Raw genomic sequence first — 17,855 nt, 5'->3', positions numbered from 1 at the left:
TAATTATCTCTCTATTATAGCAAATTTTCGGATAAATCAGGAAACAATATTCTTAAATTCACAATAAAAAAACTTGCACAAAAATTAGATGTGCAAGCTTTTTATTGGGGACTAGGCCGATGAAACAGGCCCATCACTTCAATGGTTTCGGTAATGTTGACGAATGCGGCTGGATCTACTTCGGTAATTAGGTTTTTTACCTCATTCAATTCATACCTGGAAATGACAGTAACCAAAACATTTCGTTTATCATTTGAATAGCCGCCGACTCCGTCCATAATCGTCAAGCCACGATACAAATTGGTCAGTAAATGTGCTCTCATTTCTTGACCTTTTTCTGTAATGATCATTATCGTTAATTTTGCATGATCCGTATAAATGGCATCCACTACTTTACCAGTGACAAAAATGGATACTAACGTATTTAAGGCGGAATCCCAATTAAACAAAAATCCACTTATAACGATGACAACGGCATTCATCCCAGATAGCAGCACACCGATGGGAAAGTCCTTTTTCCTAGCAACAATCATGCCAATAACATCGAATCCTCCAGTTGATCCCGAAGAACGGAACACAATTCCTACCCCCAAACCTGTTAAAGCGCCGCCAAATATCGAGGAAAGAATCGAGTCTTTTGCAATTGGAAATACTGGTACTAAATAAAGTCCCAAGGAAATGATTGCTACCGAGAAGATAGAATTCATGATGAATTTTTTTCCAAGCATTTTATAACCGATAATCAATAACGGAAGGTTCAATATCAAGTTGACCAAGCCTGTATTTAGAGGGGAAATCATCCCAAAAACCATAGATATTCCACTCAAGCCGCTGCTTAACACCTCGTGAGGAATTAAGAATAGGTTAAAAGCGATCACAATAATAAGAGAACCTGTAATTATTCCCAGAAACCGCATTTTTATGTTTCCTCCAATACCTGATCTAATATAGTTTAAAATCATACCGATTCTCTCATCCAATGTAAATTGATAGTTTTTTCACAATAGTAATAAATTGTCTGTGGATATTGACAATAATAAAAGATTATTTATACTTTAGTAATATAATAAACTTCATAAAAAAATCCTCATCAAACCGATGAGGTAGAGGTCGCGGTTTTTATCAGTAAAGTGGACGAGATGGAAGAGACATCCCTGACTCCGTTTGAAAGGAAAAGCTGCCGAAGTGTGTTTTTCATCTCTAGAAAAGCATGCTGGGGCTGTCTCCAAATAGGAACAGAACTGTCACGTGAGGCTTTACCAGCCGAGCGTGTTGAGCTATCTTTCGGAAGGTATGATGCGGGGTATTGACAATGCCATCGATTCTACTTCGATGGCATTTTTTATTCCAAACTCCTTCCTGAAAAGCTATCATGAGTCTCATTTCCCAATCCTAGCATTGAACTGAAATGAAGAAAAGAAGGAGTCATGACAATGCAATCAGCACGAGTATTAAAAGAAAATGAATATATTGGTGAAATATCAGCGAAAAAGGATCCATCAGAATTAAAACGCAGTTTAAAATCGCGACACCTTACAATGATTTCACTTGGCGGAACAATTGGTACAGGCCTATTTCTTGCAAGTGGCGGTGCCATCCATGAAGCTGGTCCAGGCGGCGCCCTGTTATCGTACTTTATTATTGGTCTCATGGTTTACTTCTTGATGACAAGTTTAGCAGAAATGGGTGCCTATATGCCTGTTGCCGGAAGCTTTAGCACATATGCCTCTAAGTTTGTTGATCCTTCCCTTGGTTTTGCACTTGGGTGGAATTACTGGTTTAACTGGGCGATTACGATAGCAGCAGAATTAGCTGCTGTGACAATGATTATGAAATTTTGGTTTCCTAATACCCCATCTATATTATGGAGCAGCCTTTTTTTGGCTATTATGTTTTTATTAAATTATCTTTCGGTTAAAGGATTTGGGGAAGCTGAATATTGGTTCTCCCTCATTAAAGTCGTAACGGTAGTTATCTTTATTATTATTGGAACGTTGATGATTTTAGGTATAATGGGCGATCACGCTATTGGCTTTAAAAACTTCACAATTGGCGATGCTCCCTTCCATGGCGGTTTTATGGCCATGCTCGGAATCTTCATGGCAGCAGGCTTTTCCTTCCAAGGAACAGAGCTTCTTGGTATTGCTGCAGGTGAAACCGACAATCCTGCAAAAGCGATTCCACGTGCCGTAAAACAAGTTTTTTGGCGGATCCTTTTATTCTATATATTGGCCATTCTAGTTATTGGACTTATTATTCCTTATACAAATGGTAATTTGGCCGTTGAGAGTGTCAGGGTCAGCCCGTTTACACTTGTTTTTCAAAAAGCTGGAATCGCCTTCGCCGCTTCTGTCATGAATGCTATTATCTTAACAGCGGTATTATCTGCAGGCAATTCCGGGATGTATGCGTCGACACGGATGCTATGGGATTTGGCCCGTCAAGGTAAAGCCCCAAGATTCCTTGGTAAATTAAACAAACATGGTGTTCCAGTTAATGCTTTAATCGCAACATCTTTAGTGGGTACCCTAGCCTTCCTTGCTTCCCTGTTTGGAGATGGGAAAGTATACAATTGGCTGTTAAACGCTTCAGGTATGTCCGGCTTTATTGCGTGGCTTGGAATCGCTGTTTGTCATTATCGTTTCCGAAAAGCGTTTGCCGCACAAGGTAAGGATCTTAGCTTGTTACCATATAAATCGAAATTCTTCCCATTTGGTCCGATATTCGCCTTTTCTGTTTGTGGATTTGTGGTTTTAGGGCAAAACTATACTGCCTTCATGGGCGGCCATATCGACTGGAACGGTGTGCTGGTATCCTATATCGGCCTGCCGCTATTCGTACTATTATGGCTAGGTTATAAGTTCACGAAAAGAACCAAGGTTATTCCATTAGAGAAATGTGATTTGACAAATTAATTATTTTAGAAGAAGCACGCGAAATCGCGTGTTTTTTCTAAAATTAAAAAGAAAAAAAGGCATTATCCCTAAATTTCGGATAATGCTTTACAACTTGACCGTCACTTCAGTGCCATCGTTTAATTTTGTATCAACCAACGTTAACCCTTTATGCTTTACTAATGCCTTAAGCAGCGGTTTTAGGTCTTTCCTTTCTATTTGGGGGACTACGAATTTCCTACCGTCTCTTTCAATTGCCTGGTTTACAAAACGATTAAATCTTTTTGAAGTAATAACAGTACTAACAATATTTAAGACTGGATACGGAACAGGTACCGTAAACTTTTTATCCTTTACCTTTACACGGACCTTAAGCATCGGTTACTCAATCACTACGAACACTTTATCGCCATTTGCTGATGTGATATCGACAATTTGTCCGTCTAATTCATTTTCGATGGCTTCAATTAAGAGATCTACGTTAATATCCTTTACGTATTTTGCTGCTTCGGGAATTTTTTCAGCGATATTCGTTCCCACTTTAAGTACTGCCTTGACCAAATTAATTGGCAGATTTACGTTTACATTGTCACCCTTCTCTGAGGTTACTCGGATTTTTAACATTTTGTTACCGTACGGTATTTCTTTTTGTAGTTTGACTGGCTGATCCTTTCCCTGCAATACATTAATCAGCTCGGTTGCTTTTTCCTTATCAAGCTTGCCTTCTTCCACCATCGTTAACACCCTTGAGATTTCTTCCTTCATTTACGCTTCCCCCTCTTTTAATAAATGAATCGCCTCTTCAGCAGTAATTTCACCTTTTTCCAGCATGGAAACAACTTTTTGCTTATCGATTTCTGTCTTCTTACTTAGAGCAAATCCAAGAGAAGAAATAATATCATCCAATTTCCCTCGAACAGTTGGATACGAAACACCTAATTCTTTTTCAACTTCTTTAATATTTCCACGGCATTTTAGGAAAATCTCGATAAAATGGAGCTGTTCCTGGCTTAGAGCTGCTAATTTTGAAAACTGAAATTCATTTTCAACTGTCGTTTGGCAATGAGTACATTGTAACTTCATAATTTTTAATTGCTTACTGCACACAGGGCAATTTGTAATAACCGGATATGACATTTATTTCTCCTTTCCTTCTTTAACCATATCATACATCATTTTTCCAAATATTTAAATATAAATATTAAAATATTTCATTAAATTTAAACGAAAAATTAATTTTATTTATCATTTAATTAATTTTATTGATTCCAATTTCTTTCCGCTAAAAAAACAAAAAAAACAGACTCATCAATCGAGTCTGCTTTTTTCAAGTTTATGCTTCTTCTGCCGTCCAAACATATAGATCTTCAATACGGCAATTTAATTCTTTGGAGATTGTCATCGCATTATTTAAATTCATAACTCTCTTTGACAAGTAGTCATCGAGCTGATCCCTGGGTATATTTGTATTTTTTTCCAAACTATCCAGGTCCATTCCTCTTTTTGCTAATAATTCTTTGAGGTTACTCTTTTTTGCTTTAAAATTTGTCAAAACGACACCTCACTTTTATTTAGCATACCATAGTTAGGTAATAATTCAAAATGAATGCCTTTATCCTTACCCTATTTCTAGTATGAGATGAAGATACATAGTAGTTCATTCATTTGTGTTATACTAAGAAGGGAATATTAAAGGGGTGTTAAATTTGAAAAACGCAAATAATCGATACAAATCCGGTCAGACTGTTAATATTATTGAAACTGGAGAGGCAGTCACAATTTTAAAATGGCAATATGTAAAAAATATGAAGAGATACTCTTATATCGTTAAAGAGCACCCGGAAACCTTTTATTTCGAGGAAGAATTACAAGATCTTTAAAATGATGTTTGCAGCAGCACCAGAAGAAGACCAATTCAACGAATGAATTGGTCTTCTTCCTGTTTCATTTAAAATTCTGCATTACCTGGTGTTCTTGGGAATGGGATAACGTCTCTAATGTTTGACATACCTGTTAAATACATAATTAAGCGCTCAAAACCAATCCCATAGCCCGAATGTTTTGTACCCCCGTATTTTCGGAGTTCAAGGTACCACCAATAATCTTCCTCATTCATGCCAAGGTCTTTAATTTTTCCAGCCAAAATTTCTTCACGTTCTTCACGCTGGCTGCCGCCAATTAATTCTCCGATTCCAGGCACAAGTAAATCCATAGCAGCAACTGTTTTGTTATCTTCGTTTAACCTCATATAGAAGGCTTTAATTTCTTTTGGATAATCGGTGACAAATACAGGGCGTTTAAAGACATGTTCGCATAAATAACGTTCATGCTCTGTTTGCAGGTCCACTCCCCATTCAACAGGGTAGGCAAACGTTTCACCGGATTCGACTAACAACTTGATGGCCTCCGTATACGTCACACGGCCAAAGTCTGCCGTATAGGCACTATTAAGACGGTCTAATAACCCCTTTTCAATAAAGCTGTTAAAGAAATTCATTTCTTCAGGAGCTTGTTCCAGAACATAGCCAATTACGTATTTCACCATTTCTTCAGCTAAATCCATGGTATCAGGAAGCTCAGCAAAGGCTAGCTCCGGCTCAATCATCCAAAACTCTGCTGCATGTCGCGCTGTATTTGAATTCTCTGCTCTAAATGTCGGTCCAAATGTATAGACATTCCGGAATGCTAACGCAAAGGATTCGGCAGAAAGCTGCCCGCTAACGGTCAGATTGGTTTCTTTATTAAAGAAATCCTTTGTTATATCCGTTTTATCTTCGTCATTCTTTGGAGGATTGTCCAAATCAAGAGTGGTTACACGGAACATTTCTCCCGCACCTTCCGTATCACTGCCGGTAATAATTGGCGAATGCACATAAACAAAACCCTTATCTTGGAAAAATTTATGAATCGCATACGATGCAAGTGATCTTATACGGAATACGGCTGAGAATGTATTCGTTCTCGGTCTTAAATGGGCAATTGTTCGCAAATATTCAAATGAATGCTTTTTCTTTTGTAAAGGATAATCAACATTTGAAGTTCCTTCAATGACAATGTTAGTTGCTTTGATTTCAAAAGGCTGCTTAGCTTGAGGAGTATGAATAAACTCTCCCTCAACCCTTATCGAAGAACTAATAGGAAGCCTAGCAATATCCTTAAAGTTCTCCAATTGCTCATCAAACACAATCTGTACCCCTTTAAAGAAGCTGCCATCATTTAATTCAATAAACCCAAAGGTTTTGGAATCGCGAATGGTACGAATCCATCCAGTTAACTGTACCTTTTGTTCAATAAAGCTGTCGGTATTTCTGTACAATTCCTTAATTAAGGCGTGTTTCATTAGTTATCCTCCTAAATCATATGTAAAAAAGTAAAATACCTCCCACCCCATTGGGACGAAAGGTAAAATTCCATAGAACTCTCATCGTTTTTCTATTAGCCCCACAATATTATATAAAATGCACAACAAATAAGCAATATTCAACAAATTTTCTGGCACAGCTATTGTCAGATTTTTTCAATTATTTTCAGAAAATTGGCAGGAAAATCAACTATTGTGGCGAATTTATTATTAGAAGTTCGATTCTTGATCAATAGGGAGTGTTTGTCGTGGACAAAGTTACCTGTATTGCGTATCTCCTTTACAAGTCTTCTAAGAATCAAGACATCCAAGATAAGGCCATTCAATTATTAAATGGCGATGTATCAATTCGTGAATTAAAAAGAAATGTTTCCATTCAAGCCCACCTAGTCATTGCAGAATCCTTACTGAAAAAGAACAAAATAGACAAAAACAGGGTGCAATTATTCGCTGAGGAATTTATGGTCATCGAGGTTTAAAGCTTCCTATAAGGAAGTTTTTTTTTCAATCAGCATACTTTATAAGTTTCATTAATACAATAGATTGTTGTGGAATTTTTGATCAACAAATATATATATTCAATTTGTAAAGAAAGGTGATTTAATATGGTACAAGTAGATGTAACAATAACTTTTGAAGGAAAAAATTATTTAACAAATGTTATTACTAATCAGGATACGTCGGATGAAGAAATCCTCCGCCTTGCCTATGAACAAGTTCAAAAACAATGGAAAAAATAACAGTTCACCATTGTTTAAATAAAACAGCGGCATATGCCGCTGTTTTCTGTTTATTCTGTAAGTATTTATTTTAACTCATATTTATCCACCGTTACGCGATTTAATAATGGACTAATTTCATCTGTTGCGTACATATACAAATCATGCATGGCACGAGTACAGACAGTATAAAATAACTTCCGTTCACTTTCACGCTTATACTCCGAACAATCGTAAAGAATGACCGCATCAAATTCAATCCCTTTTGCCAGATAGGATGGGATAACCAGAATTCCTTTTTCATAAGAAACCGTTCCTTTTTCAATTAAATAAACGGGAACTTCAGTTTTAAGTGCTTCAAAAACTAGTTTACTTTCTGCATCAGTCCTGCAAATAACCGCAATAGTACGATGCCCTTCATTTTGATATTCCTTTATCTTTTCTAAAATCAACTGGTTGATCCTTGTACTTGTTGTTCGTTCAATAACGGGCTTCCTTCCTTTTCTGTTAAAAGGTTCGATCTTTCCCCCGCCATCAATCAAACCGCTTGTGAACTCAACAATTTCCCGTGTTGAACGGTAGGTTTTTGTTAAAACAATCGTTTCAACTTCCTCACCTTTCAAATTCAAATCCGTTAAAACGGTCGCAGAACCCGTCGCACCGGAAAAAATCGCTTGATTAAAGTCACCGAGCATCGTCATTTTACTATAAGGAAAAAGCAATTGAATAAAGGCAAACTGGAATGGAGAATAATCCTGCGCTTCATCTATAAATATATGGCGGATGGCAGTGTTCGATTTCCGCCCTTCAATTAAATCTTGAAGGTATACGTATGGAGTTGCATCTTCATAAGGAATTTCCAGCTTGTTTAATCGCTTCACTGTTTCATTGCAAATATAACCCCAATCCGGCGGCAATCCTTCACCGCTTCGCCAATCTTGTTCAAATAAATGACTATAGATACCTGACATGTCGATAAACTTCAACCTCTTTACCCTGTTAAATAAAGGCCTGAATTTTTCTTTCACCACCATTTGGGCTAAGAGCTTTTGTTCTTGCTCAAAATCATCAAATGTATTATCAGTAAAGCGGTTCTTTTCTTGCATTTTCTTGAATGCTTCAAGATAATCCTCTTTTTCAAGAAACTGAATTTCTTCCTCAACCCAGCTTTGCGACCGTTCCCTTCTTACAATTCGCTTCAATTCCTTTAAAAGCCACTCCTTAACCAGCTGTATCCGATTAGAAATAGAAAAGCTTTCATCTAAAGAATAAAAATAATCATGGATCTCTTTTTTCGAGATTAAAACGTCCCCTCTAAACAATAAATCCCTAAACATTAATCCATGTTTTGACAGAGACGAGGCATATTGATCAATCATCGTTTTAAAATCAAGACTTGCTTTATAGCGAATTCCCGCAACCCTAGTTGTATATAATTCGTCTTCTCTCCCATTAAGTAGGTACTCCATTTGGCTGAATGAATCCTCGACATCAAAATCACGATCTAATCGATGATTTAAATACTCCATGAACGTGGCTTGCTGCATATTCTCTTCTCCAAGCTCGGGCAGCACTGTTGCCACATAGCTATTAAACATTGGGTTAGGAGAAAATAGCATAATATTTTCCGACTTTAGCGTTTCGCGATAGCGATAAAGCAAATAGGCAACTCGCTGCAATGCAGCTGAGGTCTTACCACTCCCAGCCACACCTTGAACAATGAGCAATTTACTCCGCTCATTCCGGATAATTTGGTTTTGCTCACGTTGAATCGTGGCGACGATACTTTTCATTTGGGTACTGGCGTTATTTCCAAGTACTTCTTGAAGCATTTCATCACCAATCGTTACCCCTGTATCAAACATCCCTTTAATTTCCGAACCCCTTATTATAAATTGCCGTTTTAATTCCATTTCACCTTCGATATTCCCGTCTAAGGTTTTATACTGGGCAGGACCCGGAGAATAGTCATAATAAAGGCTCGAAATCGGTGCGCGCCAGTCATAGATTAAGAAGTTCTCATCCTGTTCATCCATAAACGAAGCAATCCCTAAATAAACTTGGTCAGCCGACTTTTCCCCATCTTCCCAAAAATCAATGCGGCCGAAGTAGGGGGAATATTTTAGCCTAGCAAGGGTTTTGAGGTGGTGATCTAATTGTTTATGCGTCCGTTCCCGCTCTGAAAGGAATTCAGCCTGCTGCTTAATACTCGCTGCCGTTTCTATGATATCATCCGGTTCATCCATATTGACGGTAACATCTTCCCAAAAGGTTTTCCGTATCTCGAGAACGTCTGAGCTAACTTTGCCGGCATTTTGTGTTAATTTACTTACTTTTTTTTCAATATCATTAACAACTAAATTGACTCGTTGCTGTTCCAATTGCCAGTCTCTGCTTTGAACATCGCTCATGAAACCACTCTCCAGCTAAAATTTTGATCCAAAATGTTGACAACCACAAATAGATGTGTTAATGTTATTATAGAGTAATTATGTTGAATGAAAATAATAACATTTTGTGCCAACTTTCATTTTATCATGCTCCTTTTTTATTTTCAATAATTTGCTTACAAAAAACGCTGTATTGGCGTTTTTTTTTATGGAAAATTTCCGAAACCAATCTTCACTTCTTTTTTCTCCTACACACCCGCATTATCTCATTCCCTAATTTTTTTAAAAAAACAATTGACAATATAGTGACTAACATCATATAATTTATCTTGAATTGAGTTATATTAATTTCAAGATAAATAATTTCAAAACAAAAAGGGAGAGATTTTTAATGACAAAAACAAAATGGGCTCTTGATGCTTCACACAGCAGTGTAGATTTTTCTGTTCGTCACATGATGATTGCCAACGTAAAAGGAACTTTTAATAGCTTCAATGCTACGATTGAAGCAGATCCAACTGATTTAACTACGGCAAATATTGAATTTTCAGTTGATACTGCAAGTGTAGACACTCGCAGTAAAGATCGTGATGGTCACTTGGTTTCTGCAGACTTCTTTGATGTTGAAAATCACCCAACAATGACCTTCAAAGCAACGAAAATTGAAAAAACAGATGATGATGAATACAATGTTACTGGTGATTTAACACTTCGTGGTACTACAAAACCAGAAACCTTCGCAGTGACTTTCGAAGGTCAAGGAAAAGATCCATGGGGAAATGAAAAAGTGGGCTTCAGTGCAGTAGGAACCATTAACCGTTCTGATTATGGTCTAGTATGGAACGCAGCTCTTGAAACTGGCGGCGTACTTGTTGCGGAAAAAGTAAAAATCAGCCTGCAACTTCAAGCAGCAAAAGCTGAATAATAGCAAAAGCTCTCCTTTTCGGGAGAGCTTTTTTTCTTAGTTAATTAGTTCGGATTTCAAAAACCTTGCGAGCTCGAGCATGCCGAATTTTCCAGCCTTTGCTTCTGCATCAGAATTATAGTTCGTATTCGTATTGATATCATAAGTATAAATTTCACCAGCTGAATTACGGATAAATTCAATACCGGCAACTTGTATGTGATTAGCAGCAAGTACCTGCTCATATTTTCCGAGGATAGGATCTGAAAACCCGTCAATAATTTCAAATTTTGGCTTTTCTTCCTTTTCTTCACCTACAGGACAGTATAAGTCTCCAATTTGACAGGCATCCGCAGGGCATAGCTGAAAGCCCTCAGAAGTATCCACTTCCACTGCATAGACGAATTTCCCGCCGACAAATTCACAACGTGTAATAACACTCTCAGGTGCTTGAATATACTCTTGGATTAAGGTTATTCCATCCACTGGTTCTTCGAATGCAGGACCTTCTACATAGTTTTTCAACCCATCAATGGTTTGAAACAACTGGACTCCAAGCCCTTTTCCGGCACGGTTATGTTTGGTAATAAACGGTGTATCCAAAAATTCAGCTGCTGCCTCTAGGATTTGCCCCTTCCCCACTGCAGCAATTGTTCGTGGTGTTCGAGTGCCAAATTTATTTAGTTCTAAGTATTGGAGGACCTTACTGACCTCAAGCTGAAGAGCCCCCGTACCATTAACTACTTTTCGGCCATGCGTCTCAAGCCAAGCAAGGACCTGTGCAGTAAATTCCGGTGCAAAGCGGTGTCCCCTTGTGTGTGAAGATGCACTCATGCGATTATAAAAAACACCTTCCGGCGGTTCTTTAGATAAATCCAGCCGGCCACTGTCTAGATGCCACTCTTCATATGGAACACCTAGTTCATCTAAGCGCTTTGTTAAATGAATGGTCCATTCGCTATTTTCGTGTATAATATGTACTTTTTTCAAAAGAAAATTCTCCCCTCGTGCTCCCGCGTCCACTGTTTCTTCTCCAGCCAGTACCATGTTTACCAGCCTGGCATATTTCCTAAATTCAATTGTATCATTTATTTTAAAATGTTTTTGGCGATTTGTGAAGACGTTCCACATTATTGTCCGGGTCATATTTCTGTTTATTTTAGGGAAATTAATTACTATTAGGATTACATGGGAGTGGTAATAATACTTCATAACAGGGTATCGAGATTTATTAGCAGAGAAACAATTAATTGGGTGATATCGACGTCCCTAAAAGGAGTTTCTCAAGTTATTTTGATTGAAAATGCAGCAACTGGATTCATAATATTAATTGCGATAATGGTGTCTTCCCTGCCTATGGGAATTATTGCCCTTTTATCATCTATTACTGGAACATTAATTGGAAAATTAGGGGGAGCAGATGGAAAGTCTGTTAACCAAGGGATTTATGGTTATAACTCAGTGCTGACCGGAATGGCCCTATCGTTGTTTTTAAGAGGCGATAACCGCTGGATTATTGCCTTAGCTGGAGCCGCAATCGCAGCCATATTTACAGCAGCAATGATTCATATCATGAGGCAAGTTGGACTCCCTGTTCTCACTTTTCCATTTATTATCTTAACATGGTTTTTATTGCTGACTGCTTACCGCTTAGTTTCATTTAAGATAGATCCTAAGCTTGCACCACAATCATTAGCTAATTGGACACTAAATATAAAAGGCGAGACAAATTGGCTTGACGGAGCCGTTAACGGAATGGGGCAAATTTTCTTTCTTGATAATAACTGGTCTGGAATTTTGCTTTATATTGCCATATTTTGGGCAGGGTGGAGATTCGGACTCTATGCAATAATAGGAAATGCATCAGCATTACTGACCGCGTATGCACTCGGCGGAGAACATAGCTTGATCTTTATGGGACATTATGGATACAATGCGATTTTAACCATGATCGCTGTAGCGGCAGTTTATAAAGAGGATCATCGATATGCACTTTTATATGGCGTATTGTCGGCTTGTTTAACCGTTCCTATTACGGCCAGTATTGCGACCTGGCTTTTACCATATGGACTTCCGGCACTGACAATGCCTTTTGTTTTCTGTACATGGCTTCTCCTCGGTGCAATGAAATCCCTCCGGTCTATTTGAAGAAAAAACAAAGCATCTCGAACGAAAGTTCGGGATGCTTTGTTTCATTTTACTAGATGACCCTTCATCATATTAAAAACCTTGGTCTCTACAGCATCGAGAAAATCTTCTTCATGCTTTTGCTTAGGATGAGGATGATACCAATGTATTTTATCACCATGGACCATTCCCTTATAATCATGACCTTGTATCCGTAAAGAAAAGTGAGGGCGTTCATGTACTTGCCCTTTGAATAGATGGTTTACTTTAAATTTTTCAAACATAAAGCACCCCCTATATATTTACAATTAAGTTTTTCCATTTACTTAAAATGATATTCGCATGGCTAAATATCCCATCAGCTGCATCAAAACCCCGAGAGTCCGAATTTATTCCACTGGGTCGTAACTATTAATATTTTCTAAGAAAGCTTGGTTCTGTATTAAACCATTCTTGACTAATGACACGGTGAATTTCAGAAAATAGTTTTTCTATAACTTGTGTGGTATTTGCTAACACCCGAATTGTCATTCCTGGAATCGCAAGTAAGGATAGTCCAAGTTTATAATCATCTGAATTCATATCAATCGCCAAATATAACTGATCAAGCAGGGAACTGTTCGTTTGCTTCCCTACTACAATCATGGAACCTAAATGCGAAAATCCTTCCATGAATCCAAGTCCCTTCATATTTTGTGTTGCAGGATTTAATTTAATATGGTCATAAACGACTAATTCATTATCCACGTAGATCTCATTTAATAACTGGATCGTTTGATAGCTAAATCGCCCTCCTTCTGGTGACCAGCCTGGAGTGACAATATCAGAATAAAGGAAAGTAGCTGTTTTATCCATTCGAATTACATTTTTTTGTTTGTATTTTGCATTTTGGTAGGCAATCAGCGGATCAGGGAGATACTCAAGGTAACTTCCAGGTTGAAGGGATATCTCTGCTTCTTGATAGGCAAAATTGTTCGGTGTTTTATACACTTTTGTTGCAGACTGTGTTGTTAGCGTCAGCTTAGCCTTTTCTGTAAGTGAGATTTTCATTTGATAGCGATCCCCATCTAAATACCCGCCGCCCGGGTTTAATATATAATAACAAGCCTGGCCGGATTCATCATGGTAAATAGGGCGCATAACTTTTAATGCACCCTGAAAATATACATTCTTTGCGACCGTTTTCCCTTTTCTGTCTTCCACTTCTAAGTTTAACGCACCCGTCCAATCCCCCATTTTAGGCCAACCCTTTTAAAAGAGCATTTTGCTTTAACCAATCGATAACATCATCAAGACCTGAATTGTCTTTTAAATTTGTAAACGCAAATGGTTTATCTCCACGGAAAGTTTTTGTATCTGACTCCATGACCTCGAGACTTGCTCCGACATACGGTGCTAAATCCGTCTTATTAATGACAAATAAATCGGATTTAATCATTCCCTGTCCCCCTTTTCGCGGAATTTTTTCTCCCTGGGCAACATCAATGATGTAAATTGAAAAATCAACTAATTCCGGGCTGAATGTTGCTGCCAGATTATCTCCGCCGCTTTCAACAAAAATAAGTTCTAAATCAGGATGTTTTTCTTTTAATTCATCTATTGCTGAAAAATTCATCGAGGCATCTTCGCGAATGGCAGTATGCGGACATCCCCCTGTTTCTACACCTATAATACGATCCGCGGGGAGTACGCCATTTTGGATTAAAAATTTGGCATCTTCTTTTGTATAAATATCGTTTGTGACCACTGCCATACTTATTTTATCATTAAAATGACGAGTTAATTTTTCCACTAGCATTGTTTTTCCTGCGCCAACAGGGCCTCCAACGCCAATTTTAATTGGTTCCATAAAAACACACTTCCTTTCCTCATTTATGACATAAAAATCCGAATATTAATTCGCTCATGCATCATTTGTGACATCTCTAAACCTGGTGAGACAATACCAAAATCTTCTTCATTTAACTGCCCAATTTTTGATGTGGCTGTGGCTAAATCACCTTGAATCTGGTGAATAATTTTTTGTCCGGCTGTCTGCCCTAACGGGATTGCACGGACAGCATTTTGGACAAGACTGGAAACAACCGAATACAGGTAAAATAAAGTAGTCTCGGCTTTTGAAACATTAATGTATTGTGCAATCATCGTAAACACAATTGCTGGATGACCAAAAGATTGCTTAGTCCCAATCCTATTTCTGTAAGTTGAGAGTATCGGGACGTCATATAATGACTCGACAAGATTTAACATCCGCTCTCCCATTCTTTGCGTGCCTTCCCTCGTTTCACGAGGTAAATTTTGTACTGTCAATAAACGGTCCAACTTCCACACTTTCTGAAGATCCTCCAGCTCCAACGCTTGATAAACAAGGTGACATGCCAGCCCATCTGAATAGATGAGCTGCTCATTCAAATACACCCGAAGCCATTCGGAGAATGTTTCTTGATTATGTACCTTATTCTCTTGAATATAACTCTCGAGACCGAATGAATGACTAAAGGCCCCGGTTGGAAAGTTGGAATCACAAAGCTGAAATAATGAAAGGATCTTATGCTCCATGACTATGTCCAATATGACGGAACGCCTGCTTCACTTTTCTTTCTTCCCGCTTAAAAGGAATTTGCAATTCTTTTAAAAGCTCTTCTACAAGGTAATCGTATTGAACCATCATCTCGTCATCTGCAAATTGGGCGGGCAGATGTCGATTTCCTAATTGATGAGCAATCGACCCCATTTCTGTTAAACTGCGCGGGCTAATCACTAATAAATCATCAGCAACCACATCAATCACAATCATATTGCGGTCATCCATATACAATACATCACCCGCAGCCAGGTCACGTGGATCTTTCAATCTAATGCCTATTTCCCGGCCGTGGTCTGTTTTAACCCGTTGAATCCGTTTCACTAGATGAGCACTTTCAAGGTAAACCTTTTCAATATGACGATTGATGAGATCATCCTTTTCCATGCATTCAATATTTGTTTCAATTCTTTCAATAATCAATTTTTTCACCTCAAAATAGGAAATATCGTTGCCCCATTGGTACTTGATCCACCGGATCACATGTGATTAGTTCCCCGTTTACCCGTACCTCGTACGTTTGTGGATCCACAGATAATTCAGGTGTTTCGGAGTTAAGCTTCATATCTTTTTTTGTTAATTTCCGAATGCTATGAACTGGAAGAATTATTTTTTCTAATCCAAGTTGTTCATGTACTTTTCCTTCATATGCGGCTTGAGAAATGAACGTAATCGAACTTTTTTGTAAGGCCTTTCCATAGGCACCATACATCGGACGGCTTATAATCGGCTGCGGCGTTGGAATCGATGCGTTTGCATCCCCCATCATCCCATATACAATGAACCCACTCTTTAGAACGAGTTCTGGTTTCACACCAAAAAACGCCGGTGACCACACCACAAGATCTGCAATTTTTCCTACTTCTACAGATCCGACATGATCAGCGATTCCATGGGTAATCGCAGGATTTATCGTATATTTCGCGATATAACGCTTTGCTCGATTATTATCAGATAGCTTGCTATCCCCTTGCATCGAGCCTTTTTGTTTTTTCATTTTATCTGCCACTTGCCATGTCCGAATGACCACCTCGCCAATACGTCCCATCGCCTGTGCATCTGAACTGGTCATGCTGAAAATCCCCATGTCCTGAAGAATGTCCTCAGCAGCAATTGTTTCTTTTCTAATCCGTGAATCGGCAAAGGCTATATCTTCAGGTACCGATGGATTTAAGTGATGGCAAACCATTAGCATATCTAAATGTTCATCGACTGTGTTAACGGTATATGGCATTGTTGGATTTGTTGATGACGGCAGAACATTCATAAAGCTGGCTGCCTTGATTAAGTCCGGAGCATGTCCGCCGCCTGCCCCTTCCGTATGATACAAGTGAATAACCCGGTCCTTAATCGCCGCCATCGTGTTTTCAACAAACCCTGCCTCATTCAAGGTGTCTGCATGAAGAGCCACTTGCACATCATATTTGTCTGCCACCTTCAATGAATGGTCAATGGCTGAAGGTGTAGCGCCCCAGTCTTCATGAACTTTTAGTCCGATTGCACCTGCTCGGATTTGTTCTGCTAAAGGTTCTTCGGTTGCTGCTTGTCCTTTACCCGTTAATCCAACGTTAATTGGAAGCCCTTCTATTGCTTCAAGCATTCGGTGTATATTCCATTCTCCAGGAGTGACTGTAGTGGCCCTTGAGCCTGCCGTTGCTCCAGTACCGCCGCCAATTAAAGTTGTCATCCCAGCGGTGAGGGCAACATCCACTTGTGCTGGATTAATAAAATGCACATGTGTATCAATTCCGCCTGCAGTCACAATCATACCCTCACCGGCAATAATTTCTGTGGAGGCACCGATAATGATATCCACTCCATCCATCACCAGTGGATTTCCGCTTTTACCGATTCCGGCAATTTTCCCATCACGAACTGCGATATCTGCTTTATAGATTCCCGTGTAATCTAAAATAACCGCATTTGTAATGACCACATCAGGTATTCCATCTCCCCGAGTTACAAGCGGATGCTGCCCCATCCCATCACGAATCACTTTACCGCCGCCAAAAACGACCTCGTCGCCGTAGGTAGTATGATCCTTCTCAATTTGAATAAATAAATTCGTATCTGCAAGCCGAATCGAATCACCAGTCGTTGGTCCGTACATTTGGGCATATTGTTTTCTCGGCATTTTAAAGCTCATTTTCCACACCCGCTTTCAACAGAACCATCGGTTTTATTATTAAACCCGTAAACTTTCCTTTCCCCGGCGAAACAGACCAATTCTATCTCTTTTTCATCACCCGGTTCGAAGCGAACGGCAGCACCAGCAGGGACATTCAATCTTTTACCGAAGGCTTCATCCCGATTGAATTGCAAGGCTTCATTCACCTCAAAAAAATGAAAATGAGAACCTATTTGGACTGGCCGGTCTCCCGTATTAGTTACTTTTAGCCTAGATTTATCTCTTCCCTCATTACAAATAATCGGTTCCTCTTTTAAAAACAATTGCCCTGGTTCCATTTCAAGTTCCATTATTTATGCCTCCCGCTCCATTATCGAATCGGATCATGAACGGTCACTAATTTCGTTCCATCCGGAAAAGTAGCCTCTACTTGAATGTCATCAATGATATCTGCAATACCTTCCATAACATCTTCACGTCTCAAAATAGTGGCACCAAATTCCATCAATTCCGCCACAGTTCTTCCATCCCTTGCACCCTCTAACACTTCATTGGTGATAAGTGCCACTGCTTCGGGATAATTTAATTTCAAGCCTCTTTCTCTTCTTCTTTTAGCAACATCGGCTGCGACAACAATCATAAGCTTGTCAATCTCGCGGGGTACTAATTGCATTGAAAAGCCTCCTTTGGGAATTAAGCCTAATTTTTTACCCATCCTTCAATAAAAATCTCCATATTGTGTTCTTTT

General features: G+C 38.8%; 22 protein-coding genes and 1 riboswitch. Of the genes, 6 read left to right on the top strand and 16 right to left on the bottom strand.

Annotation, left to right across the window (positions count from 1 at the left end):
• Positions 1–101: 101 nt before the first annotated feature.
• Positions 102–917, bottom strand: coding sequence for a YitT family protein (locus ACIQCO_RS12345; RefSeq protein WP_400428840.1), 816 nt, complete (start codon positions 915–917; stop codon positions 102–104).
• Positions 918–1,096: 179 nt separating this feature from the next.
• Positions 1,097–1,288, top strand: a riboswitch (Lysine riboswitch).
• A 139-nt stretch (positions 1,289–1,427) separates the two neighbouring features.
• Here ACIQCO_RS12345 and ACIQCO_RS12340 point away from each other — a divergent pair.
• Complete coding sequence (locus ACIQCO_RS12340; protein ID WP_400428839.1) at positions 1,428–2,915, top strand: amino acid permease; 1,488 nt, start codon at positions 1,428–1,430, stop codon at positions 2,913–2,915.
• An 87-nt stretch (positions 2,916–3,002) separates the two neighbouring features.
• Here the strand turns inward: ACIQCO_RS12340 and ACIQCO_RS12335 are convergent, their stop codons facing one another.
• The 4 genes from ACIQCO_RS12335 to ACIQCO_RS12320 all read right to left on the bottom strand — a co-directional run bounded on the left by ACIQCO_RS12335 (position 3,003) and on the right by ACIQCO_RS12320 (position 4,446).
• Positions 3,003–3,272: a hypothetical protein gene (locus tag ACIQCO_RS12335; protein ID WP_400428838.1), complete on the bottom strand. Its 270-nt coding sequence runs from the start codon at positions 3,270–3,272 to the stop codon at positions 3,003–3,005.
• Positions 3,273–3,275: 3 nt separating this feature from the next.
• Entirely contained in the window at positions 3,276–3,659 is a 384-nt protein-coding gene (locus ACIQCO_RS12330) for an SHOCT-like domain-containing protein (protein WP_066061813.1), read from the bottom strand.
• The gene (locus ACIQCO_RS12325; RefSeq protein WP_400428836.1) at positions 3,660–4,031 is read right to left on the bottom strand and encodes a DUF2089 domain-containing protein; all 372 of its coding nucleotides are present in this window, start codon (positions 4,029–4,031) and stop codon (positions 3,660–3,662) included.
• 196 nt (positions 4,032–4,227) lie between these two features.
• The gene (locus ACIQCO_RS12320; protein WP_400428835.1) at positions 4,228–4,446 is read right to left on the bottom strand and encodes a helix-turn-helix domain-containing protein; all 219 of its coding nucleotides are present in this window, start codon (positions 4,444–4,446) and stop codon (positions 4,228–4,230) included.
• A 154-nt stretch (positions 4,447–4,600) separates the two neighbouring features.
• Between ACIQCO_RS12320 and ACIQCO_RS12315 the strand changes: the two genes are divergently transcribed.
• Positions 4,601–4,774 (top strand): hypothetical protein, encoded by a 174-nt coding sequence (locus tag ACIQCO_RS12315; protein WP_169802710.1) that lies wholly within the window; start codon positions 4,601–4,603, stop codon positions 4,772–4,774.
• Positions 4,775–4,842: 68 nt separating this feature from the next.
• Here the strand turns inward: ACIQCO_RS12315 and asnS are convergent, their stop codons facing one another.
• Positions 4,843–6,234 (bottom strand): asparagine--tRNA ligase, encoded by a 1,392-nt coding sequence (gene asnS, locus ACIQCO_RS12310; protein WP_400428833.1) that lies wholly within the window; start codon positions 6,232–6,234, stop codon positions 4,843–4,845.
• Positions 6,235–6,503: 269 nt separating this feature from the next.
• On the opposite strand from asnS, the gene ACIQCO_RS12305 reads away from it, so the two are divergent.
• On the top strand, positions 6,504–6,734 hold the full coding sequence (locus tag ACIQCO_RS12305) for a hypothetical protein (RefSeq protein ID WP_400428831.1): 231 nt from the start codon (positions 6,504–6,506) through the stop codon (positions 6,732–6,734).
• Positions 6,735–6,860: 126 nt separating this feature from the next.
• Positions 6,861–6,995: a BA3454 family stress response protein gene (locus ACIQCO_RS12300; protein WP_400428829.1), complete on the top strand. Its 135-nt coding sequence runs from the start codon at positions 6,861–6,863 to the stop codon at positions 6,993–6,995.
• Positions 6,996–7,060: 65 nt separating this feature from the next.
• Here ACIQCO_RS12300 and helD read toward each other — a convergent pair whose 3' ends face one another.
• Positions 7,061–9,385: an RNA polymerase recycling motor HelD gene (helD, locus tag ACIQCO_RS12295; RefSeq protein ID WP_400428827.1), complete on the bottom strand. Its 2,325-nt coding sequence runs from the start codon at positions 9,383–9,385 to the stop codon at positions 7,061–7,063.
• A gap of 370 nt (positions 9,386–9,755) precedes the next feature.
• On the opposite strand from helD, the gene ACIQCO_RS12290 reads away from it, so the two are divergent.
• Positions 9,756–10,289, top strand: coding sequence for a YceI family protein (locus tag ACIQCO_RS12290; RefSeq protein ID WP_400428825.1), 534 nt, complete (start codon positions 9,756–9,758; stop codon positions 10,287–10,289).
• A gap of 36 nt (positions 10,290–10,325) precedes the next feature.
• On the opposite strand, the gene ACIQCO_RS12285 is transcribed toward ACIQCO_RS12290, so the two are convergent.
• A complete protein-coding gene (locus ACIQCO_RS12285) occupies positions 10,326–11,258 on the bottom strand; it encodes an ATP-grasp domain-containing protein (RefSeq protein ID WP_400428823.1) in 933 nt (310 codons plus the stop codon).
• A 198-nt stretch (positions 11,259–11,456) separates the two neighbouring features.
• On the opposite strand from ACIQCO_RS12285, the gene ACIQCO_RS12280 reads away from it, so the two are divergent.
• Complete coding sequence (locus ACIQCO_RS12280; RefSeq protein ID WP_400428822.1) at positions 11,457–12,416, top strand: urea transporter; 960 nt, start codon at positions 11,457–11,459, stop codon at positions 12,414–12,416.
• A 44-nt stretch (positions 12,417–12,460) separates the two neighbouring features.
• On the opposite strand, the gene ACIQCO_RS12275 is transcribed toward ACIQCO_RS12280, so the two are convergent.
• From ACIQCO_RS12275 to ACIQCO_RS12240, 8 genes are all read right to left on the bottom strand, one after another.
• Entirely contained in the window at positions 12,461–12,679 is a 219-nt protein-coding gene (locus tag ACIQCO_RS12275; RefSeq protein ID WP_400428820.1) for a hypothetical protein, read from the bottom strand.
• Between the two features lie 127 nt (positions 12,680–12,806).
• Positions 12,807–13,631 carry an urease accessory protein UreD gene (locus ACIQCO_RS12270; RefSeq protein WP_400428818.1) on the bottom strand — a complete coding sequence of 275 codons (825 nt, stop codon included), beginning with the start codon at positions 13,629–13,631 and terminating at the stop codon, positions 12,807–12,809.
• 1 nt (position 13,632) lies between these two features.
• A complete protein-coding gene (gene ureG / locus ACIQCO_RS12265; protein WP_400428816.1) occupies positions 13,633–14,244 on the bottom strand; it encodes an urease accessory protein UreG in 612 nt (203 codons plus the stop codon).
• A 23-nt stretch (positions 14,245–14,267) separates the two neighbouring features.
• Positions 14,268–14,954, bottom strand: coding sequence for an urease accessory protein UreF (locus ACIQCO_RS12260; protein ID WP_400428814.1), 687 nt, complete (start codon positions 14,952–14,954; stop codon positions 14,268–14,270).
• Positions 14,944–15,402, bottom strand: coding sequence for an urease accessory protein UreE (gene ureE / locus ACIQCO_RS12255; protein WP_400428812.1), 459 nt, complete (start codon positions 15,400–15,402; stop codon positions 14,944–14,946). Before ureE ends, ACIQCO_RS12260 begins: the two co-directional genes overlap by 11 nt.
• Positions 15,403–15,412: 10 nt before the next feature.
• Positions 15,413–17,125 (bottom strand): urease subunit alpha, encoded by a 1,713-nt coding sequence (ureC, locus tag ACIQCO_RS12250; RefSeq protein WP_400428810.1) that lies wholly within the window; start codon positions 17,123–17,125, stop codon positions 15,413–15,415.
• A complete protein-coding gene (locus ACIQCO_RS12245) occupies positions 17,122–17,445 on the bottom strand; it encodes an urease subunit beta (RefSeq protein ID WP_400428905.1) in 324 nt (107 codons plus the stop codon). Before ACIQCO_RS12245 ends, ureC begins: the two co-directional genes overlap by 4 nt.
• Before the next feature lie 32 nt (positions 17,446–17,477).
• Complete coding sequence (locus tag ACIQCO_RS12240; RefSeq protein ID WP_400428808.1) at positions 17,478–17,780, bottom strand: urease subunit gamma; 303 nt, start codon at positions 17,778–17,780, stop codon at positions 17,478–17,480.
• Between the last annotated feature and the right edge of the window lie 75 nt (positions 17,781–17,855).

The sequence above is a fragment of the Neobacillus sp. NPDC093127 genome (assembly GCF_044754175.1).
In the GTDB taxonomy this organism is placed as follows: domain Bacteria; phylum Bacillota; class Bacilli; order Bacillales; family Cytobacillaceae; genus Neobacillus.
The sequence above is the reverse complement of the archived record's forward strand: the minus strand, read 5'-3'. Positions and strand labels throughout refer to the sequence as shown.